Annotated in this window: 28 protein-coding genes; 10 read left to right on the top strand and 18 right to left on the bottom strand. The window is 43.7% G+C overall.

Annotated elements, in window-relative coordinates:
* Positions 1-48 precede the first annotated feature (48 nt).
* Entirely contained in the window at positions 49-681 is a 633-nt protein-coding gene (locus MHH54_RS02335; protein WP_253621848.1) for a GDSL-type esterase/lipase family protein, read from the bottom strand.
* A gap of 403 nt (positions 682-1,084) precedes the next feature.
* Here MHH54_RS02335 and MHH54_RS02330 point away from each other — a divergent pair, with 403 nt between their 5' ends.
* Complete coding sequence (locus tag MHH54_RS02330) at positions 1,085-1,720, top strand: FMN-dependent NADH-azoreductase (protein ID WP_003214444.1); 636 nt, start codon at positions 1,085-1,087, stop codon at positions 1,718-1,720.
* A gap of 45 nt (positions 1,721-1,765) precedes the next feature.
* Here MHH54_RS02330 and MHH54_RS02325 read toward each other — a convergent pair whose 3' ends face one another.
* The 8 genes from MHH54_RS02325 to MHH54_RS02290 form a co-directional block, all read right to left on the bottom strand.
* Positions 1,766-2,527: an IclR family transcriptional regulator gene (locus tag MHH54_RS02325; RefSeq protein ID WP_044140525.1), complete on the bottom strand. Its 762-nt coding sequence runs from the start codon at positions 2,525-2,527 to the stop codon at positions 1,766-1,768.
* Positions 2,528-2,542: 15 nt separating this feature from the next.
* Positions 2,543-3,556: a biotin-dependent carboxyltransferase family protein gene (locus MHH54_RS02320; RefSeq protein ID WP_342500629.1), complete on the bottom strand. Its 1,014-nt coding sequence runs from the start codon at positions 3,554-3,556 to the stop codon at positions 2,543-2,545.
* Entirely contained in the window at positions 3,553-4,299 is a 747-nt protein-coding gene (gene pxpB, locus MHH54_RS02315; protein WP_106032997.1) for a 5-oxoprolinase subunit PxpB, read from the bottom strand. Before pxpB ends, MHH54_RS02320 begins: the two co-directional genes overlap by 4 nt.
* Before the next feature lie 18 nt (positions 4,300-4,317).
* Complete coding sequence (locus tag MHH54_RS02310) at positions 4,318-5,109, bottom strand: putative hydro-lyase (protein ID WP_003214139.1); 792 nt, start codon at positions 5,107-5,109, stop codon at positions 4,318-4,320.
* A gap of 5 nt (positions 5,110-5,114) precedes the next feature.
* Entirely contained in the window at positions 5,115-6,332 is a 1,218-nt protein-coding gene (locus MHH54_RS02305; protein ID WP_003213863.1) for an NRAMP family divalent metal transporter, read from the bottom strand.
* Between the two features lie 26 nt (positions 6,333-6,358).
* Positions 6,359-7,117, bottom strand: a complete 759-nt coding sequence (locus tag MHH54_RS02300; RefSeq protein ID WP_003214363.1) for a 5-oxoprolinase subunit PxpA — start codon at positions 7,115-7,117, stop codon at positions 6,359-6,361.
* 172 nt (positions 7,118-7,289) lie between these two features.
* Positions 7,290-8,045, bottom strand: a complete 756-nt coding sequence (locus tag MHH54_RS02295; RefSeq protein ID WP_003214460.1) for a Cof-type HAD-IIB family hydrolase — start codon at positions 8,043-8,045, stop codon at positions 7,290-7,292.
* A gap of 127 nt (positions 8,046-8,172) precedes the next feature.
* The gene (locus MHH54_RS02290; RefSeq protein ID WP_003214076.1) at positions 8,173-8,442 is read right to left on the bottom strand and encodes an excalibur calcium-binding domain-containing protein; all 270 of its coding nucleotides are present in this window, start codon (positions 8,440-8,442) and stop codon (positions 8,173-8,175) included.
* 184 nt (positions 8,443-8,626) lie between these two features.
* Between MHH54_RS02290 and MHH54_RS02285 the strand changes: the two genes are divergently transcribed.
* Genes MHH54_RS02285 through MHH54_RS02275 form a run of 3 tightly spaced genes read left to right on the top strand, consistent with a single transcriptional unit; the run spans position 8,627 to position 9,587 of the window.
* Positions 8,627-9,004 (top strand): VOC family protein, encoded by a 378-nt coding sequence (locus MHH54_RS02285; protein ID WP_003214168.1) that lies wholly within the window; start codon positions 8,627-8,629, stop codon positions 9,002-9,004.
* Between the two features lie 24 nt (positions 9,005-9,028).
* Positions 9,029-9,322 carry a DUF5316 family protein gene (locus MHH54_RS02280; RefSeq protein ID WP_003214359.1) on the top strand — a complete coding sequence of 98 codons (294 nt, stop codon included), beginning with the start codon at positions 9,029-9,031 and terminating at the stop codon, positions 9,320-9,322.
* 25 nt (positions 9,323-9,347) lie between these two features.
* Positions 9,348-9,587 (top strand): DUF2651 family protein, encoded by a 240-nt coding sequence (locus MHH54_RS02275; protein ID WP_003214096.1) that lies wholly within the window; start codon positions 9,348-9,350, stop codon positions 9,585-9,587.
* A 31-nt stretch (positions 9,588-9,618) separates the two neighbouring features.
* Here the strand turns inward: MHH54_RS02275 and MHH54_RS02270 are convergent, their stop codons facing one another.
* From MHH54_RS02270 to MHH54_RS02250, 5 genes are all read right to left on the bottom strand, one after another.
* A complete protein-coding gene (locus MHH54_RS02270) occupies positions 9,619-10,011 on the bottom strand; it encodes a RidA family protein (RefSeq protein ID WP_034664057.1) in 393 nt (130 codons plus the stop codon).
* Between the two features lie 227 nt (positions 10,012-10,238).
* Positions 10,239-11,987 carry a methyl-accepting chemotaxis protein gene (locus MHH54_RS02265; RefSeq protein WP_342500628.1) on the bottom strand — a complete coding sequence of 583 codons (1,749 nt, stop codon included), beginning with the start codon at positions 11,985-11,987 and terminating at the stop codon, positions 10,239-10,241.
* Between the two features lie 97 nt (positions 11,988-12,084).
* A complete protein-coding gene (locus MHH54_RS02260) occupies positions 12,085-13,206 on the bottom strand; it encodes a mannitol-1-phosphate 5-dehydrogenase (protein ID WP_342500627.1) in 1,122 nt (373 codons plus the stop codon).
* Position 13,207: 1 nt separating this feature from the next.
* Positions 13,208-13,642, bottom strand: a complete 435-nt coding sequence (locus MHH54_RS02255; protein WP_012008933.1) for a PTS sugar transporter subunit IIA — start codon at positions 13,640-13,642, stop codon at positions 13,208-13,210.
* Between the two features lie 95 nt (positions 13,643-13,737).
* Positions 13,738-15,180 carry a PTS mannitol transporter subunit IICB gene (locus MHH54_RS02250; RefSeq protein WP_342500626.1) on the bottom strand — a complete coding sequence of 481 codons (1,443 nt, stop codon included), beginning with the start codon at positions 15,178-15,180 and terminating at the stop codon, positions 13,738-13,740.
* A gap of 506 nt (positions 15,181-15,686) precedes the next feature.
* Here MHH54_RS02250 and MHH54_RS02245 point away from each other — a divergent pair.
* The 3 genes from MHH54_RS02245 to MHH54_RS02235 all read left to right on the top strand — a co-directional run bounded on the left by MHH54_RS02245 (position 15,687) and on the right by MHH54_RS02235 (position 18,746).
* On the top strand, positions 15,687-17,321 hold the full coding sequence (locus MHH54_RS02245) for a copper resistance CopC/CopD family protein (protein WP_342500625.1): 1,635 nt from the start codon (positions 15,687-15,689) through the stop codon (positions 17,319-17,321).
* A gap of 16 nt (positions 17,322-17,337) precedes the next feature.
* Positions 17,338-17,952, top strand: a complete 615-nt coding sequence (locus MHH54_RS02240) for a DUF1775 domain-containing protein (RefSeq protein ID WP_003214390.1) — start codon at positions 17,338-17,340, stop codon at positions 17,950-17,952.
* A gap of 197 nt (positions 17,953-18,149) precedes the next feature.
* Positions 18,150-18,746 (top strand): NAD(P)H-dependent oxidoreductase, encoded by a 597-nt coding sequence (locus MHH54_RS02235; protein WP_003213835.1) that lies wholly within the window; start codon positions 18,150-18,152, stop codon positions 18,744-18,746.
* A 48-nt stretch (positions 18,747-18,794) separates the two neighbouring features.
* Here MHH54_RS02235 and MHH54_RS02230 read toward each other — a convergent pair whose 3' ends face one another.
* The 3 genes from MHH54_RS02230 to gabT are packed head-to-tail and all read right to left on the bottom strand — an operon-like array spanning position 18,795 to position 22,890.
* Complete coding sequence (locus tag MHH54_RS02230) at positions 18,795-20,189, bottom strand: NAD-dependent succinate-semialdehyde dehydrogenase (protein ID WP_003214039.1); 1,395 nt, start codon at positions 20,187-20,189, stop codon at positions 18,795-18,797.
* Positions 20,164-21,552: an APC family permease gene (locus tag MHH54_RS02225; protein ID WP_044140510.1), complete on the bottom strand. Its 1,389-nt coding sequence runs from the start codon at positions 21,550-21,552 to the stop codon at positions 20,164-20,166. The genes MHH54_RS02230 and MHH54_RS02225 overlap by 26 nt, the downstream gene beginning before the upstream one ends.
* Before the next feature lie 21 nt (positions 21,553-21,573).
* The gene (gene gabT, locus MHH54_RS02220; protein WP_342500624.1) at positions 21,574-22,890 is read right to left on the bottom strand and encodes a 4-aminobutyrate--2-oxoglutarate transaminase; all 1,317 of its coding nucleotides are present in this window, start codon (positions 22,888-22,890) and stop codon (positions 21,574-21,576) included.
* 108 nt (positions 22,891-22,998) lie between these two features.
* Here gabT and MHH54_RS02215 point away from each other — a divergent pair, with 108 nt between their 5' ends.
* The gene (locus MHH54_RS02215; protein WP_342500623.1) at positions 22,999-24,423 is read left to right on the top strand and encodes a PLP-dependent aminotransferase family protein; all 1,425 of its coding nucleotides are present in this window, start codon (positions 22,999-23,001) and stop codon (positions 24,421-24,423) included.
* Positions 24,424-24,453: 30 nt separating this feature from the next.
* On the opposite strand, the gene MHH54_RS02210 is transcribed toward MHH54_RS02215, so the two are convergent.
* Positions 24,454-24,765, bottom strand: coding sequence for a metalloregulator ArsR/SmtB family transcription factor (locus MHH54_RS02210; RefSeq protein WP_251191125.1), 312 nt, complete (start codon positions 24,763-24,765; stop codon positions 24,454-24,456).
* 122 nt (positions 24,766-24,887) lie between these two features.
* Between MHH54_RS02210 and MHH54_RS02205 the strand changes: the two genes are divergently transcribed.
* The gene (locus MHH54_RS02205) at positions 24,888-25,262 is read left to right on the top strand and encodes a hypothetical protein (RefSeq protein WP_034620224.1); all 375 of its coding nucleotides are present in this window, start codon (positions 24,888-24,890) and stop codon (positions 25,260-25,262) included.
* Between the two features lie 137 nt (positions 25,263-25,399).
* Complete coding sequence (locus tag MHH54_RS02200; protein ID WP_342500622.1) at positions 25,400-26,266, top strand: TetR/AcrR family transcriptional regulator; 867 nt, start codon at positions 25,400-25,402, stop codon at positions 26,264-26,266.
* Positions 26,267-26,270: the final 4 nt, after the last annotated feature.

The raw sequence follows: 26,270 nt of genomic DNA, 5'->3' as shown, positions 1-26,270 counted from the left end.
AAACCCTCCTTCATTTAAAAGGATGAAAAAAACTGCAATCCCAATGGATTACAGCTGTTTACAGGATTGTTGAAACAATGCTTTTGCCATTGCTTCATATCCTTTATGGTTCGGATGAAATTGATCAATCGATAAGTACTCATTTTCATGTCCTTCAAACGCCCGGTACACATCCACAACCTCTACATGCGGATTTGCAGCAAGCGAGCGAAGCTGATGATTGTATTGCTCAAGCCACCGCCCGGCTATAGGTATTTGCGGAAAAGGATTATATAAATTCATGAGATACACGCAATAGGGCTGCTTCTGCCCTCTTTTGATCTGAGCGATTTCTTGAATCATTTTGCTGAAATTCGCTTGGCAATGCAGCGTCGCTTGCAGCAATTTCTTTTCATCTTCACCCTTTTCATACTGCTGAATCGCTTGAACAAGGTCATTCCCACAGCCTGTGATGGTGATGATGTCAGCTGCTGCAATAGCACGCCTCACATCAGATCGTTTGAACAGCTGTAAAATCTGATCTGTTGTTAACCCTGACTTTGCAAATACAGACAGCTCGACTGGCGTATGTGTCTTTTTTTCAAGCATCCACTGATACCGCTCTGCGAAGCCTCCACCAAATAAACGTGCCCCCACTCCAACTGTTAAGGAATCTCCAATCGCAACATAGGATCGTCCCACTCTTATCCCTCACTCTCTCCTGCCTTCTCTTATATATACGAAATCGGAGAACAGATGCTTGTAGCAGATGACTTAGAGGCATTCATCTTTTTTTCATGAGACGTCTTTACAAACTCTTTACTTGCGAGATCGACTGATTTTTTGTTCAATAAGAATAGGTTGAGATCATGAAATTTGCACCTGCATGCGTTCTAGAAAAATTGACAAACTTTTTATCTTGATTTCGAGACTTTATACCTTGACTTCAAACTACATTGTGATTACAATAAAAATATCAGTTTTTATGTAACTGTGCTTGTTACATCTTTTTCGTAGCATTCCACTATGATTAAAGATGCCACATATTCAGTGTATCTTTGGGATACGCTAAAAAAATCACTGAAACAGAAAGGATTGAATGAACATGGCAAAAGTTTTATACATCACTGCACATCCGCATGATGAAACAGTTTCTTACAGTATGGCTACTGCTAAAGCATTTATCGAATCTTATAAGGAAGCAAACCCAAGTGACGAGGTTGTACATATCGATTTGTACAAAGAAAACATCCCTCACATTGATGCAGATGTATTCGCTGGCTGGGGCAAGCTGCAATCAGGTGCTGGTTTCGATACACTTTCAGCTGAAGAGCAAGCGAAGGTTGCTCGCCTAAACGAATTAAGCGATCAATTCGTTTCTGCTGACAAATATGTATTTGTTTCACCACTTTGGAACTTCTCATTCCCACCAGTTCTTAAAGCATACATCGACTCTGTTGCTGTAGCTGGTAAAACATTCAAATACACGGAGCAAGGTCCTGTTGGATTATTAACAGACAAAAAAGCTCTACACATCCAAGCACGTGGCGGATACTACACTGAAGGTCCTGCTGCTGAACTTGAAGCAGGCCACCGTTACCTTGGTACAATTGCGAGCTTCTTCGGAATTCCTTCTTTCGAAGGTCTTATCGTTGAAGGTCACAATGCTGAACCTGCGAAAGCAGAGCAAATTAAAGCAGATGCGATCGAACGTGCAAAAGCTTTAGGTAAAACTTTCTAATAAACTGAACGCGAAAAGCCAATGATCTTAACGGTCATTGGCTTTTTATTTATCTAGATGAAAGCCTAATTCTCTGGAGATACCGCTCGCGGCTTTTTTGACTTGTTCAATTAAGTATGGAAGACGTTCTTTTTGATAACCTGCTTCAAACCCTGCAATGCTAATACCTGCTGTGACTTCTCCAAGGTGATTGAATATAGGAGCTCCAACCGCAGCTGTATAGTTTTCAAGCTCCGAATAACTTAACGTATAGCCCCGCTCATTTGATTCTTCCAGTATGTTTCGAAGAACCTCTTTATCTGTAATGGTTCCGATTCCAATTTTCCCTAGCTCAATCGAATCGATATAGGCGATTCTCTCGTTCTCTGGTAAAAAGGAGAGAATACTTCTCGCACAGGCTCCTGCATACAGGGGAGAGCGCCTGCCGACGGCGGTGTAGAGACGAACAGGCTGCGTCCCTTCAATTTTATCCACGTAAATGGCTTCGTCTCCTTCACGAACGATGAGCTGTACAGCTTCTCCCACTTCATCCCGCAAGCCTTCCATAAATGGTCTTGCAAGTCTCCGAATATCAAGACGATCCGCCACAAGCTGACCGTATTCTAGAAACATCAGTCCTAACCGATAAGCACCTGAATCTTGCTTTTCTAATAATCCCATATCGCTTAACGAGCTCGCCATCCGGTGCACAGACGTTTTCGGCATACCGGAAAGCTCAATCATTTCATTCAATGTTAATTGGTCACGTGTGATAAACAGCCGCAAAATCTCCATTGATTTCACGACGGTTTTATTTGTGTTCTGCATGTCCATCCCCTTTTTCTAAACGAAGGCTTCAAGCTTGATTCTGGCACCCAGCTCCTTCAGTTCTGCTTCTTGCTTAAATAGCGCCTGCTCTGCGTCCTGATGATCGATTCGCTTAAAATACAAATTCGCCCCAGGCATCGCTTGTGCAATGAGCGGCAGATCGACCGTCGCAACTTCTCCAATCCGCGGGTATCCGCCTGTTGTTTGCCGATCTGCCAGCAGAATAATCGGCTGACCGTCAGGAGGAATTTGAATAGAACCAAAGGCAACCGCCTCAGAAATCAATTCAAGCTTTTCTTTTAAATGAACCGGCTCCCCCTTCAAACGGCAGCCCATGCGATCTGATTGAGGCGTGACCTGAAAAGGCTGTTCGAAAAAGGTGCTTTGAGATGATTCTTGAAAAAAAGAAAGGTGTCTCCCTGGCAGCACCCGAATCACGGGCGATTTCCGCAACGGTAAAAAATGCGTATAACTTACAGTCCAATCGGGTGCGCTGTACGCCGCCTGTTTCAGATTGCTTTTGAGTCTATCAGACAATCGATTTGCTACGAGTGATGGCTTTCCAATGGACAGGACGTCTCCTTTTTCAAGCGGACGTCCGTTCAGTCCACCGATTCCTGCTCTCACATAGGTGCTTTTGCTCTCCATCACCGGCTCTACATCGAATCCGCCTGCCACAGCAAAGTAAGCGCGGCAGCCTCTTTTACAAGGTCCAAAGGTGATTGTGCTTCCTGCTCGAATAAAAAGCGGCTTCCATAAAGGGGCTGGCTCTCCATCGATGTCGATCTCTACATCAGCGCCAGTCACTGCAATAAGCGCATCCTTGTGACATGTCAACACAGGACCCGGCCCCATTAATGTGATTTCCAGTACGGCTTCGTTTTCCTCGTTGCCTGTGAGAATGTTGGCAATTCTAAGCGAGAGCGCATCCATGCCGCCGCTCGTTAAGACGCCATACTTTTGATAGCCTTTCCGCCCTTTATCTTGAATGGTTGTGAACATTCCTGGCTTGATGACATGAATACTCAACGTTCTGCCTCCTTCATGCTGAAAAATTCCTTTTCAGACATTTGGACAAATCTGACCTCGTCCCCTGCTCTCAATAGACTCGGGACTTTCTCGTCTGGTCGAAAGAGTGGCAGCGGTGTTTGTCCAATGAGCTGCCAGCCGCCAGGTGTGGAAATGGGGTAAACGCCGGTCTGCTTTCCCGCAATGCCGACAGATCCTTTTGGAATGGACATTCTCGGTGTTTCCCTGCGCGGGGCTGCGATCTTTTCAGACAGCCCGCCTAAAAACGGAAACCCTGGGGCAAATCCAATCATATAGACAAGATACGTCCCTGCGGTGTGAATACGCACGACTTCTTCTGGTGTTAAATGATTGATCCGGGCGACTTCTTCTAAATCAGGACCCAGCTCTCCCCCGTAGCAGACCGGTATGTCGATGGTGCGGCGCTTAGCCTGAACCCCCTCCTGCCATTTCTCTTCAAGGAGTGTTTCAATATAGCTTTTCACCCATTCATAGGAGGACAAATCTTGTTGTTGAAGATGGGCAGATTGATAAACGGTATACGGCTCGTAGAAAACAGTCACGTTTGTAAAGGCTTGAACAGCTTCCACATATCCGGCAAATGGATGCTGTTCAATACAAGAAAACAGCTGCACAACACGCTCATGAATTTCTTCACATATGTCTGCTCCTGCTTGAATAACAATCGCTGCATCCCCTAACGGGTGAAAGGTGATAGAATTTTTTATTGTTGAAAATGCCACTTGAGGACCCCTCTCTTTCTAAAGCACACCAAGCTGTTGATCTCGTTGATCTGTGATGAACATATGCCCAGGTGCATGGGTAATCGCAATGTCTGGTTTTGTATGCATGACAATGGCTTGCGGCGTCACACCACATGCCCAAAACACCGGGACCTCTCCTTCTTTGATCACAGATGGTTCTCCAAAGTCCGGCTGATCCACATTGTCAATTCCGATCATCGCTGGGTCACCTATATGAATGGGGCCACCATGAACTGACGGGAACCTAGACGTCACTTGTACACTTCTTGTGATCTGATGCGCCGGAATGGGTCTCATGCTGACGACCATCGGGCCATGAAATGCCCCCGCCCTTTCACAAGCGATATTCGTTTGATACATCGGAACGTTATGGCCGTTTTCAATATGGCGAACAGGGATATCATTCAGCATGAGCGCATGCTCAAACGTAAAACTGCAGCCGATGAGAAAGGCAACCATATCGTCCTCCCAATAAGCAGAGATATCTGACACCTCTTCTTGAAGAATCCCTTTTCGGTAAACACGGTATTTAGGAAAGTCCGTACGAATATCCGCATGAGGTGCAGACCGTCTCGGCACTGGATCACCCGGCTCCAGCACATCAAGCAAGGGGCATGCAGCCGGATTGCGCTGACAAAACAACAGAAAATCAAAGGCAAGTTCCTTTTTGACGATCATTAAGTTGGCTTGAGCATATCCCTCTGCTAGGCCTGCCGTTGGCCCTGTGATTTCTTTTTTACGAATCAACTCTCTGATCTGTGAAGGCTCATATGTTTGATAGATATTCATTCGATTCAGCTCCATAGTTTTGGAATTTCATTGATGATGGTATATCCGCCCATCATTGCCATGATGACAACTACAAATGCGCCTGATACTGTCAAAAAGAATGGATGTCGATAATCCCCGACAATGTCTTTCTTATAAGCCGCTACCAGCAAGGTGCCAAGCGCGAGCGGTAAGATCAATGCATTGATTGCCCCAACTAATATCAATATGTTCACAGGTCTTCCGATCGTAATAAAACAAATGGTCGAGAGGGCAATAAAGCCGATGATAATGCCACGTTGATTTTGCTCAATTTTTGACGAGAAGGTTTTAAAGAAGGAAACTGATGTATATGCTGCTCCAATGACGGACGTAATTGCCGCAGCCCACATAATAATGCCAAACATTTTATATCCGATATTTCCTGAAGCTAGTTGAAATACAGAGGCAGGCGGGTTAGATGGATCAATCTGCAAGCCTTTTGCGACAACTCCTAATGTAGCAAGAAAGAGTGCTACACGCATGATGGACGTAATGAGGACACCGAAAATAGAGCTTTTCGTCACTTGGGGCAATGCTTCCTTCCCCTTAATACCTGCATCCAGCAAGCGGTGTCCGCCAGCGAAGACGATATAGCCGCCTACTGTTCCGCCTACAAGTGTCACAATGGATAAAATATCAATTTTCTCTGGGACAAATGTTCTCACTGCCGCTTCTCCAACTGGCGGTGCTGTTGAAATCGCCACATACAGCATCAGACCAATCATGACAAAGCCCGCTATCTGTGTGAAACGGTCCATCGCTTTTCCAGCCTCTTTGATCACAAAGATCAGAATAGCAATAGCAGCACTGACCCCTGCACCGATTCGCGGATCGACTCCGAAAATGACCTGAAAACCGAGACCAGCACCAGCGATATTTCCGATGTTAAAGGCAAGTCCCCCAATGACAATCAAAACGGCCAGGACATAGCCGAGACCCGGCAGAACCATATTTGCAATATCCTGCCCTCGTTTTTCTGACACAGCGATGATGCGCCATACATTGGTTTGCGCAAAAATATCTAACAAAATAGAGATGAGAATGACAAACCCAAAGCTAGCCGCCAGCTGCTGTGTAAAGACAGTCGTTTGTGTTAAAAATCCCGGTCCGATGGCGGACGTCGCCATTAAAAAGGCTGCGCCCATCAGCATAGACCGGTTCCCCTTTGGTGCCTTCGTGTGCTTGACTTCCTCTTTTTTCATGCTGTTTCCCCCTTTGATGACGATTTTTATTGAAAGGCTTTGAGATGAATGCTCGCTTCTTTTAGCTTTGATGTAATAGTTTTGGCAAATTGGAGCGCATGGATGCCGTCTCCATGAATACAGACAGTATCCGCTTTAAGCGAAATGTCTTCCCCTTGAACGGTATGAACCTTCCCTTCTCTCACCATACGAACGACCTGCTGAACGGCCAGTTCATCGTCTTCAATGAGTGCGTGTGGTTCGCGGCGGGATGTCAGCGTCCCGTCTGATTGATAGGTCCGATCAGAAAATACTTCATGCGCCACTTGAAGACCCATTCTCTCACCTGCTATCGCAAGTTCACTGCCTGAAAGCCCGTATAATACAAGACTTGGATCGACATGATACACAGCCTTCGCAATCGATTCAGATAATTCAGTATTTTTAGCCGCCATGTTGTACAGGGCGCCGTGTGGCTTGACATGCTGCATCGTGCCGCCTTCTGCTTTGAGAAAGGCTGATAGAGCGCCAATTTGATAGACGACGAGATCATAGGCTTCCTCTGCTGAAATCGCCATTGGACGTCTGCCAAAGCCGACTAAATCTTGCAGACCCGGATGCGCGCCAATTCGGACCCCTTTATCCAGTGCCATTCTGACGGTTTTTCTCATGACTGTTGGATCTCCTGCATGAAAACCACAAGCGATGTTGGCTGAGGTGACATATTCTAAAATTTGTTCATCCGAACCGATAGTATATTGACCAAAGCTTTCTCCCAAATCACAGTTGATATCTACTTGATACATAGGATCCCTCCTTGTTGTTCCGAATAACGGAACATAAAGTCCGAATATTCGAATTTATATTGATTATATCAATTTTGGATAGATTGCACATGACATTGTCAGAAAACATAACAATAGAACTAGGACATAAAAAAGCGAGAGGATATCGCCTCTCGCTTTTTCATCATGTTCTTTATTTAGACAGCACCCAATGCTGGATGGCTTTTGCTACACCGTGTTCTGTGTTAGGAGCTGTAATCCAATCAGCGGCTTCTTTTACCACTTCTTGCGCATTTCCCATCGCAATGCCTAATCCGGCTTCTTGGATCATAGCCATATCATTTAGGCTGTCGCCAAGTGACATGACATTGTCCATCGTACAGCCAATGCGTTCTGCTACCTTTGCAAGAGCTGCCGCTTTGTTAATGCCAGCTGCGTTGACTTCGATATTGGTTGGACTTGAATTTGTAATCTCTAGATGACCATTTGTTTTCAGTGTATTGAGCACTTCCTCACGAACGTCATCGTCATGAATTTCAAAGCCGAATTTCAGCCATTCGTGGTCATGAATTCGTTCTGGGAATTCACCTCTCCACACCTTCTCCACAGTGGAAGCCCAGTAATCGGTTTCATATCTATTTTTTAGATCCCACATCATTTGGACATGATCAGGATGCAATAGATCTCGTTCGATCAGTTGGAAGTTTGAATCCCAGATTTCACTTCCGTTTGCTGTCACAAGGTAAGAAGACAGTTTAAGCGGCTCAACCAGCTCTCGGCATGTCATCAGCGTCCGCCCTGTGCTAATCACCACATGGACCCCTTTTGCTTCAGCATCTTTAATGGCTTGTTTATTTTCCTCTGGAATGACGTGTTCACTGTTTAACAGCGTGCCATCCATATCAATGGCAATCAATCGGATGTCTTTCTTATCAGCTTGAATGGACAAATTGAGTACCCCACTTTGTATCATTTTTTGTAACTATCTTTATTTTAATATAAAGAGGGAGATGGCACAAAGGGACGAGTTTGATCCCATAGAAAAAAGACCTTGTTACAGGTCTCTTCGCATTGGCTTAGCGTTCACATGCAATCCCGTCTTTATCACGGTCAAGTCGCTTATTTTTTTGGTAAAGTGCTTTTGACACATACGGCTTGTACTTTGTTTTGCCGCCTTTGTTTTTCGTGTTTTTGCTTTTCGCTACGCCGCCTTTATAGACTTTGTTCAGCGCTTTGCAGTTTTTGTAGGACTTGACTGTTTTTGCATCTGCAGTGTGGGTGTCGACTTGTGTAACGCTTAGTAAAAGACCTAAGGACAAGACAGCCACCATGATTTTTTTCAACATGTAGAATCCCCCTATTTTTTCTATTTTTACATTTTTATCATATGTCACCACTTTTTGTTTTTCAAGACTATCGAGCTAAATATATTGATTTTTTTGGAATAAAACATGCTTTATATCCTATATGGTACACTGAGTGGGAAACCTTTCCGGTTTTGACACGTATATGGAGAGAGGAGTTTTTCACATGAAAATGAAATATACCATTCTATATGTAAACGATGTTGAGGCAAGTATTCATTTCTATCAACATGTACTTGGCTTTCCTATGAAACTTAGGGTTGAATCCTATGTTGAGTTTGACACGGGGGACGTGACATTATCAATTAACTCGCGTCAGGATGTCAAAGATGCACTTGGATTGCCTGTCCCTGAAGCAAATCAATCCTCGCAAACGTTTGAGATTGGATTTGTTGTGGATGATGTGGAACAAACCATTGCATCAATGAAGGAAAAAGGGGTTTCGATCATCAAAGAACCTGCAAAAAAACCATGGGGTCAAACCGTCGCTTATGTCGCTGATCCTGATGGTCATTTCATTGAAATATGTGATGCCGTCTCCTAATCCTGTTTAAAGGAGTGAACCAGTATGAGAAAAAAACATGCCTTTATCGCCGGTGTTTGTTCGATGATTGTGATTTGCAGTGCCGCTATTATTTTGCAGCACCATGAGTGGATAGGATGGGTCAGTGGTGGAATCTCTATTATCGGGATCATGATGTCTGGGCTTCTAATGGGGGCTTGGACAAGCGGAAATGAAACAAGAGCCGCCTATCATTCTGAAACGAAAGAACACCGCATGTGGCGTCTGGATACGGCCTTTCTCATGATGATCTTTGCACTTCCGCACATGGCAGTGTCGATCTTTTATTTTTTAATGTAAACACTTGTTAAAAGGAGTTCGTCATATGGCTGTTTTTATTTTATTCGTTGTATTTGGCTTCCCTATTCTTTCTGTGCTGATTGGCATTTTTGGCACAATGCTTTTGAAGAATGTTTGGATGCCGACTTTGATTGTCCTGTTAGCCAGCGTCATTCTCATGTACACATACATTGGCGGGGATGAATCCTTTCTCATTTGGGTCATCATCTACACCGTCTTTACGTTGATCGCTGCATGGATGACAAAGCGGTTTCGGTTCAAGTAAAAAAGAACAGTTTGCACTGTTCTTTTTTTGATCATATATCGGCGCACCATAGCTCAATTTCAATTTTCAGCTCAGGCCATCCTAAAGCTGATACATAAGCAACCGTCATTGATGGGTAAGCTGTTTTGAAGATCGTATCCCACTGAGGATATAGATGATCCCAGTCGATTTCTTCTGTTGCCCATATATTGACCTTGATGACATGCTCTTCATTCAATCCTTCTGATTCAAGGATTTTTTTGATATTTTCAAACGTATTGGTTACCTGGTCGTTTAAACTTGATGGTACCTGTCCATCGATATCTGTTCCGACTTGACCCGATGTAACAAATAATCCCGCGCCCTTTGGTACTCTTGTGATATGACTATAGCTGCCAACGGGCTTCGGCATACTTTCTGGGTTTTTTCTTGTGATTTTTTCCATATGATTTCCCTCACTCACTTTGATTTTTCTGCTAGATTTCTCTTCATGTAGACAGACTTCACCAATTTCTATCTATCCTAAAAGAAAACAGCAGTGGAGTATCCATAGCCACAAGGTAAGAACATCAATATTTTCTTTTTCATGACCGGAACACTCCCTTTTGATTGCGTGAGCAAGGTTTTGATTAACTATATAGTACCTGAAACGAGACGTTCAGTCAAAATGGTTTATAGACGATAGCGCGCAATATCGTGATTCAATCGTATGCTTAGTTCATTGAGCCTTTCTGCTGCTTTTGCCACATTGGATATGGCTGTCACTTGTTCGTCTGTGGATGCGGTGATCTCTTCGATCGCAGCGGCATTTTCCTGAGAAATATGGGCTGCGCCTTGCATGGCTTTTGTGATGAGGTCGTTTTGCTCTAGTAATGCATTCAGCTCTTTTGCCATTGCGTCTGTTTCAACGATGGTTTGTGAAATCGACGTAGAGATGGCATTGAATTCATGTTCTGTTGCATGTACCGCGTCATCTAACTCAGCGAAACGATCCATTGTGTTTGACATCATGTCGGCTGTTGCCGTCGTTTCTTCTTTAATGCCTTGTACCATTTGCTGAATTTGCACTGCTGATTGTTTTGTCTGCTCTGCTAAATTCCGCACTTCACTCGCCACAACCGAGAAGCCCTTGCCGTGCTCTCCTGCGCGTGCTGCTTCTATGCTGGCATTCAGCGCAAGTAAATTCGTCTCATTTGAAATACTTTCAATCGTATCTGTAATTTTAGAGATATCCTGTACTTTTGTACTTAATTGCTCAATGCCTGCTCTAATGCCTTGAGATGCTTGAATGGATTGTTCATTTGATTGTTTTAATTGCAGAACAATTTGCTGACCCTGCTTCGATGATTGACTCGATTGGTCAGAGATCCGTTTAATTTGGTCACTTTGTTCTTTGACGTTCTCAATGGATTGATTGAACTGGGTCATTTGTTGATTCGCTACATCAAGGTCCGATGCCTGATGAAGTGTTCCAGTCGATATGTCACCAATCGCTCGGCCAATCTCTTCACTGCTGGCTGAGGTTTCTTCAGATATTGCTGATAAATCTGTGGCTGATTCGACGAGTTGACTGCTCGTTTCCTGTAGACCGCTTACAAGTGTCCGGAGTTCTCCTGACATATGATTAAAGCCTTTTGCCAGCTGTCCAATTTCATCTGTTGTCTCTTTTAAACTCGTGCGTTCAAGATTCCCCTCCGCAATTTCTTTTGAAGCAGCAGTGACTTGTTTGAGCAGTCTGACCTTTCTTCGAGCAGCTAAATAAAAGACGCCAAGACTGAGAAGAGCGACACCTGCTGTAATGAGCATGATATAGAGCTTCATCTGCTCTAATTCTTTATAAAATTCATCCTGAAAGACGGCAATGCCGATACTCCAATTCCAGGGCGTGAACTGGCTCATATAGGCAAGCTTTTGCTTTTCTTCCCCAGTGGCATCGTCCTTATCTAAATAGGTCACATAGTGTGCATCCTCGCCTTCTGATTTGGCTCCAGCGACCATTTTTTCACGATTGGTCGTGTTATCTGGAATGACGCCAATGTCATTGACAGGATGGACTTGAGAGGAATAATCTGCTCCATATGCGACAAGATAGCCTTTATTTTTATAGATAAAATCTGACTTTTGAAATTGGTACCCTTTCCCGTTGTCATTTTTTGGCCCGCTCAAGTAAATGCGGGCTTGTTCCTGTGCCTGATCGAGCGTCAGTTCTTTTTTCTCTACACGATCATTCAACTGTTCAAGTGTAGCCATTGCTCCGCTGACGATGTGCTTTAAATCTGCTTTCCCCGCATCAATTAAGACATGTTTCGCTAATAAATACCCCGTTGTCCCAACAAGTCCGCCGGTTAAGATCGTGATGACGATAATGGCAGACATTAATTGAAAAAAGACACTCCTTGACGCAAACATTTTCCTTTTCATATACAAATTCCCCCTTACTTCATATATCGACAAACGGGGTAAAGTATTAAAAAGTCATCAAAAAATCCCTTTCACTCGTTGGAAAGGGATTTTCTAATTATCGAGCTGTTTCTTTAAGAATGGCTTGATAGAGATCATCTGCTGGCGTGAGGCCACATACTTCTTCCAGCACACCTTCAATGCCTTTTTCTTTTCTTAATGCCTGCAAACGAACCGCTTCTTCGTCTTCGGCGAAGTCATAAGCGAGAGCTGCAGCAATGCCTTTGATTAAGTACACTGGCTGCTTGATCTTTTTCGCCGGACCGATTAAACGGTCATCTGCTCCTAGCTTTCTAAGAGGAGAGCGTGCAACGCGAGTGACTTCGTCGGAGATAAAAACATTTTCGAATCGTTTGATGATTTTTTGAATATACGCATCATGTTCTTCTTTTTCAAAGCCATATGTGTCGATTAAATAACTGCCCGTTTCGTGCAGTGCGCCTTCAACCACCTTGCGAATCTCTGGTGTATCGACGGCTTCTTTAATCGTTTGAACGCCTTGCTGATACCCGACATAAGCCGCTAGTGCATGTCCTGTATTGACAGTAAAGAGCTTGCGCTCAATATACGGCGTCAAATCTTGTACAAAGGTCGCTCCGTCAATTTGAGGAACGTCCCCAATAAAGCCAGTCTCATCAATGACCCACTCGAAAAAAGGCTCGACTGATACTTTTAGAATGTCCTCATGGTGCTGAATCGGCACAATGCGGTCCACAGCAGCGTTTGGAAAACCAACTGTTTTTGATAACGCTTCTTGTTCCTCTTCTGTTAGATGAGAGAAAACGGCTTCTTTTAAATGAGAGCTGCCTCCAATCATATTTTCACATGCCACGATGTTGATGATATGGTCAGGCTTTTTCTGTTTCAATCCTTCAGCAATGGATGAAGCAATGATCTTCAAAACGGTTGGTCCAACAGCTGTTGTAATCAAATCAGCTGATGCCACTGCCTCTGTTAATGCCACTGGGTTTTGTGCAGAATTGATCGCTGTCACTGGGCCGACTACTTCTTGCTTCTGACCTGGTGCTGCGAGTTCAACCGTGTATTCTCCTCTTGCATTCAGCTCGTTGATGACCGCTTCATTTACATCAGTGAAGACAAGCTCAAAGCCTGATGTTTTTAACAAAGAACCGATAAACCCTCTGCCAATATTCCCTGCTCCAAAATGAAGTGCCTTCATGTTAGTTCACCTCGTTAAAGATGGCGATCAGTTCATCCTGATCCTTTGCATGAATGATGCGCTCTACATTTTCCTCTTCTGAACAGACAATCGCAATTTGAGAAAGAATATCGAGGTGTTCATTGTTTTTACCTGCGATGCCAAAGACGACTTTGGCGATATTTCCTTCGCCGTATTCAACACCATCTGGAATTTGAATGATGGAAATCCCAGAATGAAGGACAGCTGCTTTCGCATCTTCTGTTCCATGAGGAATCGCAATCCCGTTGCCCATAAATGTAGACGAAATATTTTCTCTTTCAAACATTTTGTCTACATAATCACTTGTGACATAGCCATTTGCCACTAGGACTTCACCTGCTTTTTTAATGGCTTCTTCTTTCGAGCCTGCTTGTTCGTTTAGAAAAATATTGTCTTTTGATAGTACTTGTTTCATGAATGATCACACCTTTTCTTAGAATAGAAAATCAGGAAAACAACCAAAACGGGGAGTTCAATGAAGAAAAATTGAACTCAACCCGTTTCACCATGTTATTTTTTCAATTTCTCAATCAGCTCATCGTATTTCGGGCTGTTTAAGAAATTATCAACTGAGATATGCACAGCGCCTGGCAATTTTGCCTTGGCTCTGTCTGTTAAATCTTTATGAGTGAAGACCACATCGGCATCATTTGGAATGTTGCTGATGGATGTGTTTGTCACATCAATATCAAGCTCTGCCTTTTTGACTTTATTCTTTAAGATGGATGCGCCCATTGCACTTGAGCCCATTCCTGCATCACAGGCAAAGATGATTTTGTTCACATCATCTGGATTGACATCACTTGGAGATGCTGCTTCCTCATTTGCTTCAGCGCCTTCTTTTTGAGCTGTGAGAGCAGCTGCTGCTGCGCTTTTCTTCCCTTTCATGTCCTGCATTTTTTCTGTTGCTGCTGTTAAGTCTTCGTCAACTGCTTTTGATGCTTTTAAAATCACAGAAGCGACAAGGAATGATACGACGGCTGCCACGACAACACCTGCTAGAACAGCAAGATGTCCGCCTTTTGGTGACATCAGCATGAGAGCGATAATACTTCCTGGTGACGGCACAGCCTTTAAGCCTGCATTTAACAAGGTAAAGGTCAGAACGCCGCTCGCTCCCCCTGCAATAACCGCCAAAATGAGCTTTGGTTTCATTAAGATGTACGGGAAGTAAATCTCATGAATTCCTCCTAAAAATTGAATGACAATCGCACCCGGTGCAGACTGCTTTGCATTCCCTCTTCCGAAGAACATGTATGCAAGTAGAACACCTAAACCTGGCCCTGGGTTTGTTTCAAGTAAGAACAGAACGGACTGTCCTGTCTTCGCCGCTTGCTCTACCCCTAAAGGACCTAAGATCCCTTGGTTAATCGCATTGTTTAAGAACAAAACTTTCGCTGGTTCAATGAAAATACTTGCAAGCGGAAGCAGATGTGCATTCACAATGATATCTACACCTGCCGCAAGGGCTTTATTTAGACCAAGTACCACTGGTCCGATGGCGTAGAAGGCAATCGCGACAAGAATGGCACCTAGAATTCCTGCCGTAAAGTTATTCACAAGCATTTCAAAGCCCGATTTGATTCGATCTTTGAAGATCTGATCAATTTTCTTAATCAAGTAACCGCCAAGTGGTCCCATGATCATGGCACCTAAAAACATTGGAATGTCCGAACCGACTATGACCCCAATCGTCGCGGTTGCACCGAGTACCCCGCCTCGATGGTCGTATACGAGTTTACCGCCTGTGTAACCGATTAAGAGCGGCAGTAAGTAGTTGATCATTGGGCCAACAAGTGAAGCTAACTGTTCATTTGGCAAATAGCCACTCGGAATGAATAATGCCGTAATGAGCCCCCAAGCGATAAATGCTCCAATATTGGGCATAATCATACCGCTTAAATAGCTTCCAAAGCGCTGTACTTTTACGCGGAATCCGCTTTTTTCCTGCATCTATGAAAACTCCTTTCTTCTTTCCCTTTATTTAGGGCTTTATAGGTCAAAAGATATAAGAACAAGTGTCAGTGAAGCCCTTAACCTTATCGTAAAACGCTTTCACTTCCCCTTCAATTGAAACTAAATGTCACTTTGTCACTTAGTGTGTGACAAAATTGAAATATGATGTGAATTCTCTGTCAGAGCATAGGACAAATGGGGTAAAAAGGTTGACGTGCCGTGGTTTTGACGCAAAATTCATTGGAATTTCACAACTTTCAAATCGTCACTTCTTGTTTCCTCTTCTTAAATCGAATAGGCTTATACATGATCAAACCTATTCAATCAAGAAATGTCTGCGCAGACATGACACAGAAAAAGTGAACCATCTTGCTGTTTGTTTCGTTTACCTTTTAGAGTGAGCGGCACAATAGGAGGAGCGGTTTTTTCTGTGACTCACAGTTTACTGCCGCTTTCTTTCTGATACATGAGACATTTTCATAGGTAGAAAGGCGGTTATACACTTGTTGAAACATAGTAAGTGGCTTCTGCTCCTTATCGTTACGTTTGCTTTTTTCATTCCAAAGGAAGCATTTGCCCATGCATACGTCGTCAGCTCGAATCCAGCAGCCAATGAAGAGCTGGAGAAGCAGCCTCCTTCGGTCTCTATCACATTTAGTGAAGGAATTGAAAGTGGATTTCATGCCATTAAGGTGCTAAACGCAAAAGGGGATCGTGTGGATCAAGGTGATACGGTCATCAAAGATCAAAAAATCATGGAAGCTGCTTTAAAAAAGGATTTACCAAAAGGAATTTATACCATTCAATGGAATGCGGTATCAGCAGACGGGCATTCTGTCTCTGGCATGATCCCGTTTAGTATTGGCAAAGCGGATGGCGGTTTTGACCAATTAGATCAAGGTCAAACGAATGAATCTATTGATGTTGCCTCGACCATTGACAAAGCCTTTCTTTATACGTCGTTTAGCTTATTTCTCGGGACCATTTTGTTTGGACTGTTTTGGTTTAAAACAGCCATTTCACCTGTATTAGCGAAACGAATGAAATGGCTTTTGACATTGTCACTGGTCATGATGGGCGGTGCACTCGTGTTCCAGCTGCCGATTCAAACAAAATCAGCGGCAGACGTGTCTTTTTGGGGAGCATTTCAGCCAGCGCTTTTACAAGAAACCATTGCGTCGACTTCTGGCGGTAGTTTGTGGATGATGCTCATGGTGTCATTTGTTCTTCTGACCATTTGGAGCCTAGTTGCGATGAAAAAAGGGGATTTCACTTCTTTTCGGGTATGGTTGTTTCCACTGCTCCTATTCGCAGTACTTCTCTGGCTGAAGGCACAAATCGGACATCCAGCAGCAACGGATAATAAAATACTGACAACGTCACTTGATTTCATCCATCTCGTTTCTGCATCAATCTGGGTCGGTGGTTTAACAGCCATTGTGCTTTTATTGTTGAAGAAGCTGCCAAATGAAGATCAGCCGCTCATACGGAATACGTTAACAGCGTTTCACCCTTGGGCACTGCTTTCTGTTGGACTCATTGTGTTTTCAGGATTTGTAAATGCGATCTTTATTTTGCAATCGTTTGATGCTCTTTTCGAATCAGCATACGGACGAACCTTTTTAATCAAGCTTGGCTTATTTATCTTGATGGGCCTTCTTGGGCTTGTCCATTACTTGATGCTAAGATGGGAAAAGAAACAGAAACAAAACGTTTCGTTACGAGCTGAGTGGATCATCGGAATCGCTATCTTGTTATTAACAGCTGTATTCACCAATATTCCAAGCCCTCCTCCGCCTGCACCTGAGCCGTTCTTTGGCGCAAACCAGGTCGAGCATCGTGACATTGTGTCCATGAGCATTACCCCGAATGCCCCGGGGAAAAACACATTCGAGGTCGCATTTACGAAGAAGGATGGACAAACGATTACTGATATTCAATCTGTGTCAGCCAAGATCCATAAAGTCGCCTTATTCGGTGAAGAGAAACCGAGTGAATTTCAGCTCAAACGATTAAAAAATGGTCATTTCTCTGCTGAAAACCTCTTGTTAAATGAAAAAGGTACTTGGAAAATTGACATCCATGCGTTAACTGGTTCTTTTGAAAATATTGATACCACATTTATTAGAAGAAACTAAAAGGAGTTCATACCATATGAAAAAATACGTTAAAGCTTTATTACCAATGCTTCTCGCTTCATTTTTATTGGCGATTCCTGTGAGTGCTCACGTCACAGTCAAACCTGATACGTCTGCGACAAATGCGTGGGAAACCTATACGTTAAAAGTTCCTTCTGAGAGTGACAGCCCAACGACTAAGGTTGTCTTGACAATACCTAAAGGCGTCGAATTCCAACAATATGAGCCAGTCTCTGGATGGAAAACATCAACTGAAGAAAAAGATGGCAAGGTGACAAGAGTGACTTGGGAAGCAACCGGTAAAGGCGTGCTTGCCGGACAGTTCCAGCAATTCGTTTTTGTAGCGAAAAACCCTGAAAAAGCAGGGGAAGCTGCATGGGATGCGTATCAATATTATAAGGATGGAACGGTCGTTGAATGGACTGGCGATCAAGATGCTGATAAGCCGCATTCGATCACAAACATTGTCGCATCTAATACGGTAACGGATTCACATGGTCAAGAAAAACCAAAAGAAGAAAAGGCATCTGAAACAGCCTCCAATTCTTCTTCACCACTTGTGCTAGGGTTGTCCATTGCTGCTCTAGTCGTAGCACTGATTGCGCTTGTGCTTGCTTTTAGAAAGAAATAATTGATTCGTAAGCGATCGTTTTCACGGAAACGATCGCTTTGTTTCTTTCCACCTTGCTTGAACACGAGATGCAAGGCTTTGCCTGCAATCTTGGACGATCAACCTCCATTTTCCCAACCTATTATTACCAATATAGGATTGAATAGGATGATGACGCATGCCATAATGAGACACATGACCACCTAGGAGGCTATAAGATGAACCATCTAATTATATTTGCTCATCCCCAGCAAAGCTTAAATCAAACCTTATTAGATCTTGTTGTCAGCACTCTTTTGAACAATGGTCATAAAGTGACTGTTCGTGATGTTTATGCTCTTGGTTTTTCACCAGAACTAAGCATCTTGGAAAAGGCTGCGATCAAACGGGGTGATCTCCCAATTGCCATTCAAACAGAGCAGAAGCTGATTCAGCAAGCAGATGTCCTAACGTTTATTTTCCCCATTTGGTGGACAGGCTTACCCGCTATGCTAAAGGGCTATGTAGAACGCGTTTTTTCTGAGGGCTTCGCTTATCAAATCAATGAGCATGGGGCTATTGAAAACCTGCTTCGGCACAAAAAAGGTGTCATTATCAACACGCACGATGCTCCAAGGACCTTTCTTGACTCTAACCGGATCGTTTCCGCTTCCCACCGAATGACATCAGATACAGAAGTCTTCAATTTTATTGGTGTTGAGCCTGTTGAACGACTTTTGTTCAGCAGCATGGAGCAGGCACCAGCAGATTACATCCACGACATTCTGAAAGAAACAAAAGAAACGGTGGAGCAGCTTTTTCCGCCGGCTGTTTAACATAAAAAAGACTGCCGAGATTCCTTATTCGGACAGTCTTTTTCACGTCTATTCGTCTAAACCAATGGATACATATTTGGTTTCTAAATAAGGTTCGATCCCTTCGATGCCGCCTTCACGGCCAATTCCGCTTTCTTTCATTCCTCCGAATGGTGCTTGAACAGCCGATGGGCCGCCATCATTCCAGCCAATAATCCCGTAATCAAGATTCTCTGAGATGTAGAGGCCGTTTCGATAATTTTCTGTAAAGAAATAAGCTGCAAGACCAAAAGGTGTATCGTTCGCTAATTCAATCGCTTCATCTAGCGTTTTGAACGTCGTAATCGGTGCCACTGGTCCAAAGGTTTCTTCATGCATGATGTTCATGGAAGGGTCCACATGTGTGAGAACCGTTGGCTGGACAAAATAATACGACTTGTCATCATCGAAATGCGTATCTCCGCCGACAAGGATTTTCGCCCCTTTATCGACTGCATCTTGAATTTGGCTGACAATTTTATCAAAGCCACGCTTGTTGATAATTGGGCCGATGGATGTGCCCTCTTCAAAGCCATTTCCCACTTTCAGCTTTTCGACCTCTTTGCTAAAGACTTGAGCAAATGCTTCATGAATGTCTTCATGCACAATTAAGCGGTTGGCACAAACACAGGTTTGTCCTGCATTACGGAATTTAGATGCCGCTGCTTGTTTGACAGCTAGTTCAAGGTTGGCATCTTTGTCTACGATGAGCGGGGCATGACCGCCAAGCTCCATTGATACGTGCTTGACTGTACTTGCACTGTTTTTGATCAAATGCTTTCCGACTGGCGTTGAGCCTGTGAACGTGATTTTGCGAATCAATGGACTATCTGTGAATATTTCACCGACTTCTTTTCCATCTCCAACCACCCATTGCAGGGCATCCTCTGGAATTCCGGCTTCGTGGCCTAATTTCACAAGTTCAATAGCCGTCAGCGGCGTATCTTCAGCAGGCTTCACAATAAAGGTACAGCCTGCCGCAAGCGCTGGTGCTGCCTTTCTCGTGATCATGGCTGCTGGGAAATTCCACGGTGTAATGGCCGCAACAGGTCCAACTGGCTGCTTTGTGACAAAAAGGCGTTTGTTCGTCGTATGTGACGGAATGGTTCTGCCGTAGATTCGTTTGGCTTCCTCTGCGTACCATTCAATATATCCAGCCGCATAAACGATTTCGCCTAATGCTTCTTGATACGGCTTCCCGTTTTCTTCCGTGATGATTTTTGCGAGCCTTTCTTTATGTTCAATCATGAGATCAAACCACTTGCGAATGATATTGGCACGTTCATGCGCTGACGTTTTTGCCCATACTTTGAATGCTTGATGTGAGCGAGAAATGGCGTCTTCGATCTGTTCTTTTGTATGCTGAGCAACTGAAGCAATTTCTTCTCCTGTTGCAGGATTATACACTTTGAGTTCGTTTGTCATGCTCTACCGTCTCCTTCGTTCTTGGATTCATTACATATAGTATATACCCAATGAGTGCCCAACCTAAAAGCAATATCCATTCAGCTGGCCATGATAAGGAGGCCGGCATCCCTGGAAAATAAAATGAAAGAAAAAGGAGACTTAGCCCGATGGCTAAAACGCCTGTCGTTCGCCAATATTTAATGCGGTACGGACGCTCAAGCTCTGGTTCTACTTTGCGAAGTCTCATAAAGGCAATGGACACAATTAAGTACCCGACGATGATCCCGACACCGCCCGCATTGACAATCCATACGAGAGCAGGGCGCCCTAATAATGGAGCGAAAAAGGCCAAAGCACCAAGAAATAAAATGGCATTAGTCGGCGTTTTATACTTTGGATGAATATACGCAAACCATTTGGAAATCATGCCTCTTTCCGCCATCGCGTATAGAATACGGCTTGCACCGATAATAAAAGCATTCCAGCTCGTCACAATCCCTGCTACACCGCCAATGACAAGCACTGTCCCAAATGCTTGATGACCGAGAAGCTGCACCATGGCATCTGCTGTCGCCAATGAAGAGGCTTCAAGCTGTCCTTTTGATAGCCCCGCAGCTACCCCAAAGACAATAAGCAGATAAAATACGACCGCACTCACGATGGAGATAATTAAAATTCTCCCAATGATTTTCTTTGGCGCATTAATCTCTGCTGCTACTTGCGGAATCACATCAAAACCAACGAATAAAAAAGGAATCATGACTAACACGGCCATAAGCCCGCCAACCCCGCCTTGAAACATTGGCTCAAGGTTTGCAAAATCTCCATTAAAAGTCGCGCCGCCTAAAAGGAGAAAGCCTGTCAAAATAATCGCTACTGTGAACACAGACTGAAAAATGGCTGCGGGCTTTGCCCCAATATAATTCAGTGCTGTTAAAAACAGTGCACCGCCAGAACCAATCAATACCCATGTGAAATAAACGTCCCATCCCCCTATATTCCATAGGAAGCCAACATGCTGTGTTGGAATCACATAATCAATAACTGTCGGCAAGGCAACAGCCTCAAACGTAATGACGGACACATAACCAAACAATACGCCCCATGCTGAGACGAACGCTGATTTCATCCCAAATGCCCGCTGGACAAAGACGAGCCCTCCGCCTGTCTCTGGAATCGCAGACGAAAGCTCAGCATACGTCAGTCCAATAAAGATGACGAGAATACCGCCTATAACGAAGGCAATCACACTGCCTAAAAATCCAGCTGTTAAAATCCAATCTCCCGAAAGTACAACCCAGCCCCATCCAAGCATTGCACCTATGGATAAAAACAGTACGTCAGACTGCGACATGGTTTTTGCCATTTGTTGTTTTTGCATACAACCATCCCCCTTTGTTGTTTAGCGTGCTTTGAAGGCGTCCTCGATGATCCCTAGTCCTTCATGAAGCAGCTCATCTGTGATGACAAGTGGTGTTAAAAAGCGAATAATATTCCCATTAATCCCTGCCGTTAATAAGAGTAGTCCGTGCTTGTTTGCATAGGCTGCAATCGCTGCGGCTGTTTTCTTATCTGGTGTACGCGTTTTTTGATCTTCCACAATTTCAATCGCCGCCATTGCCCCTAATCGGCGTACTTCCCCGATGAATGAGTACTTACTTCTCCACTCATTCGCTTTGTCCTCAATGACTTGTCCGATGTGCTCAGATCGTTGATTCAGTTGTTCTGTTTCAATAATATCAAGAACCGCTAGTGCTGCCACGCAGCCTAATGGACTTCCTGCATATGTTCCCCCTAGCTCCCCTGGATCTGCCGCATCAAGCAGTTCCTTTCTGCCGACGACACCGCTCAGCGGCAGGCCAGCTGCAAGAGATTTTGACACCGTGATTAAGTCAGGCACCACATCAAAGTGCTCAATGGCAAAATATTTCCCTGTTCTCGCAAAGCCTGTTTGGATCTCATCTGCAACAAACACAATCCCGTGCTGCTGACAGAATGAAGCAACGTGCTGAACAAAACGCTTCGATGGTACAATGAATCCGCCCTCCCCTTGGACTGGCTCCATGACCACACACGCAACGGTTTCTGGTGCAACGGCAGCGACGAAGAATTGATTGAATTGATCAATGATGTACTCATCGTAGGCTGCATCGCTTAACCCTTCTGGCTTCTGATAGTAATACGGGTATGGCGCTTGATACACCTCTGACGCAAATGGTCCGAACCCAAATTTATATGGCTTGACCTTACTCGTCATGCTCATCGTCATATTCGTTCTGCCATGGAAGCCTCTTGTAAACGATACTACTGCCTGTCTTTTCGTATATTTACGTGCAATTTTCACCGCATTTTCAACGGCTTCTGCGCCTGAATTGAGAAAAATGGCTTTCTTGTCATGATCTCCTGGTGTGAGGCGGCATAGCTTTTCAGCTAATTCAATATACGATTCGTACATCATCACGTTGAATCCTGGGTGAATCAGACTGTCTGCCTGTGCTTTGACGGCTTCCACAACCTTTGGATGTGAATGCCCTACATTTAACGTACCGATAGCACCGGCAAAATCGATAAAACGTTTCCCATCGATATCGAACAGCTCGGCTCCCTTCCCTTTTGCTGCAAGATGACGGTTGCCATTACTCACGCCTCTTGCGACATATTGATCTCTTTTCCCCTGCCATTCCTCTGTTGAAAAACGGTTTGTTGTCGTTTGACTCATTGTCATCCATCCCCTTTATGTCTTTTTTATTATTCTGAATATTTTTTGGTATGATAGAAAGTACCAATATCATTTTTTTCATGGTACCAGAGAGGAAGGAATGACAAGATGCTGACAATTCAACTAGACCAAACAGGGGCAAACGGATTTATTTATCATCAAATTTACACGAAAATTAAAGGTGAAATTTTAAATCGAAACCTTCAGCCGAATGATCAATTACCTTCCAAACGAGAGTTAGCCGATACTTTAAATGTCAGCGTCAATTCAGTGAATGGCGCATATCAGCAGCTGCTTGCCGAGGGATATTTATATTCGGTTGAACGCAAAGGTTTTTTCGTGGAATCACTAGAAACGTTTCATGAATCAGGTCAGCTGAAATCCTCTACACTCCCAGCAGATTTAAAGGAAGAGCCGATTGCACGGGACGATTGGTATTCCTTTTCACATATCTCAGTCGATACCACTCATTTTCCCTTTAAAAGCTGGTTGAAAAGTGAACAAAAGGCGATCAGCCTCCACCAAGAAGCGTTTGGCGAGCTTCCGCATCCACAAGGTGTGTACGAGCTTCGGGAAACGATTGCCCGGTTAATCGGGCTGGCAAGAGGAGTCAAATGCTATCCAGAACAGCTCATTTTAAGTGCAGGCACGCAGTCACTTATCCATTCGTTATCAAGCATTCTTCCAGCCGATCAAGTATACGGGTTAGAAAACCCTGGCTATCGCCGGCTCTATCAAATGCTAAAAAACAATCATCACCGAATTGAAACGATTGGCATTGATCAAAAAGGAGTGCGGATGAGTGACATTCAGAAGAAAGAGCCGAATGTGTTGATCATTACCCCTTCACATCAATTCCCAACAGGGGTGATTATGCCAATTTCCCGGCGGATTCAGCTCTTAAACTGGGCAGCCGATGAGCATGACCGTTATATCATTGAGGATGATTATGACAGTGAATTCAAGTATGGGACTGACAGCATTCCAGCGCTGCAAAGTTTGGATCGATATGACAAAGTCATTTATATGGGGACCTTTTCAAAATCATTGCTGCCAGGCTTAAGGCTAAGCTACATGGTGCTCCCGCAGCATTTATTAAGACGCTATAAGGAAGAACAGCACTTTTTCATTCAAACGGCCAACCTTTTTACACAATACACCCTTCTTCATTTTATAAAGGATGGTGCGTATCAGCGGCATATTAAAAGAATGAATGGTTTATATGAGGAAAAGCGGAAGCAGCTCATTGAAGAGCTCGACACGGTTTTTGCTGACAATGTACGGATTATTGGGGAAAATGCTGGACTTCATTTTATCGCAGAGTTCCGCTCAAACCGCTCGCAGCATGAGATTTTACAGCGTGCGAAAGAAAGAAAGCTGAAAATGTATGGGATGGACCGTTTTACCCTTGATGAGCAATTACCGGGGCATCAGGAAGGCTTTGTTCCACTCGTTCTTGGCTTCTCTCATATGCGGCCAGAGGATATTGAGCCGGCGGTAAAACGACTGTATGAGTCGATTTATGGGAAATAAAACAGCCAGCTGCTTTACTAGACAGCTGGCTTACCACCGCTCTTTATCTACGGCTAAAATGGATGACACGAGTCCAGGAAAAGCGGTCTCGATGTCTTCTTTTCTTAAAGAATAGTAGCGGTGTTTTCCGTCAATTCTCACTTTCACGATGCCTGCCTCCCTCAGCACTTTGAAGTGATGGGAAAGCGTAGATTTGGCAATGTTCATTTCATATGTGCCGCATGTCCTCTCCCCCGTTTCCGCTAAACAGCGGACAATTTCTAAACGAACAGGATCGGCCAATGCGTGCAGCACAGAAATCAGTCTCATGTCTTCTTGGGTTGGATAGATTGGATTATTCATACGATAAATGTATCGTATTTTGTGCCAACATACAATTTTCTTACTCGCCTCATAAAGTAACGATACATCCTTCGTAAACGACTATGACCATATACAAGCTTTCTTGAAGGGAAGGACCTCATTTGACACGAAAGATATGGACTTACTTATGTATGATGTTACTCGCCATTTGCTTATGTGGATGCCAATCCGTCCGGTATGCCGAATCTAAACCACCTAGTGCAGAAGAGTTATTAGCTCTCGATGAACAGGCAGATTTATTTCAATGGGAAAAAACTGTCTATGAAGCAAATGTAGATTGGACCCATCAACTAACCGTCACTAAAGATCAGCAATTAGGTGTGATTCAGAAAACAGCTGCCAAACATTTTAATCACGGCACAGCTTCCCAGCTGAAAAAAGGGACAGCGATTTACTCTGTAAAGGAGCGAAAAGACCTTTTGATCGCTGAACTTAACGGACAGATCATCATATATGCCGCACATGCAGAAGGATAAAATACCTGTCATAAGATAGGTGTTTTTTAAGTTTCTTTTCTTGTCATAGGTCATTGGTTTTGTTATCATTGCAAAAGTGACCACTCGGTTTCCATTGTGACCATATGGTTTTACCGATTCGGAAAGGACTTATGAAGATGAATGAAAAGCAAGAAGAGATTTTGCGGGTTTCGAAGAAATTATTTTCTCAAAAAGGCTATATGAGTGTCTCCATGCAGTCAATTGCCGATGCCTGTAAAATATCAAAAGCGTCTATTTATAAGCTGTTTGATTCAAAGGAAGCTCTTCTATTAGAACTGATTAAATACAATCAGTGCAAAATGAGAGAGATTTCTCAGATCATTCATTCAGAAACGACGCTGTCCAAAAAGGAAAAATTCACAAAGAAGATCAAGCTTGAGCTTGAAGAGTTTAAAGAGAATCATAAATTTTTGAATATGCTGTCCTTTGAAGCTTTTTCACAGCATTCACCCATTGTGATTAAGCATTTACGTGAGACACGCTCCATTATCATGCAGCGGCACAGAGACATTATTTTAAGCACATATGGTGAATCTGTTGCGCCTTACGTCTGGGATCTTGTGATTGTTCTTAACGGATTAATGAGAGAATTCATCTTAATGCTGGCGATTGAGCGCAAGAACATCCAATTAGAAAATGCCGCAGAAATGATTATCGGTGTGATGGACCGTGTGTCGAAAAAGCCTTGCTCTATTGAGCCTGTGCTAACAGATCGGTTGATGGACTCTTATTTGCTTTCCACACAGGACGAATATGATGAAGAAAAGCTTGTCATCTCGTACTTAACAAAGATCAAACAAGAGCTTCACACACTGTCAAACGGGGAAGAAAAGGACGATCTCCTCTCTGCGTTTGAACTGCTAAGTGAAGAATTATCAAAGGACCAACCGAGAACCTTTTTAATCAGTTCACTACTCGATTATTTAGGCAAAAACAGCGTTTTATCACAAAACGTGTCACAGCTGAAAAGCATCATCTTATAGATAA

The sequence above is a fragment of the Bacillus sp. FSL K6-4563 genome, assembly GCF_038630405.1.
In the GTDB taxonomy this organism is placed as follows: domain Bacteria; phylum Bacillota; class Bacilli; order Bacillales; family Bacillaceae; genus Bacillus; species Bacillus pumilus.
The sequence above is the reverse complement of the archived record's forward strand: the minus strand, read 5'-3'. Positions and strand labels throughout refer to the sequence as shown.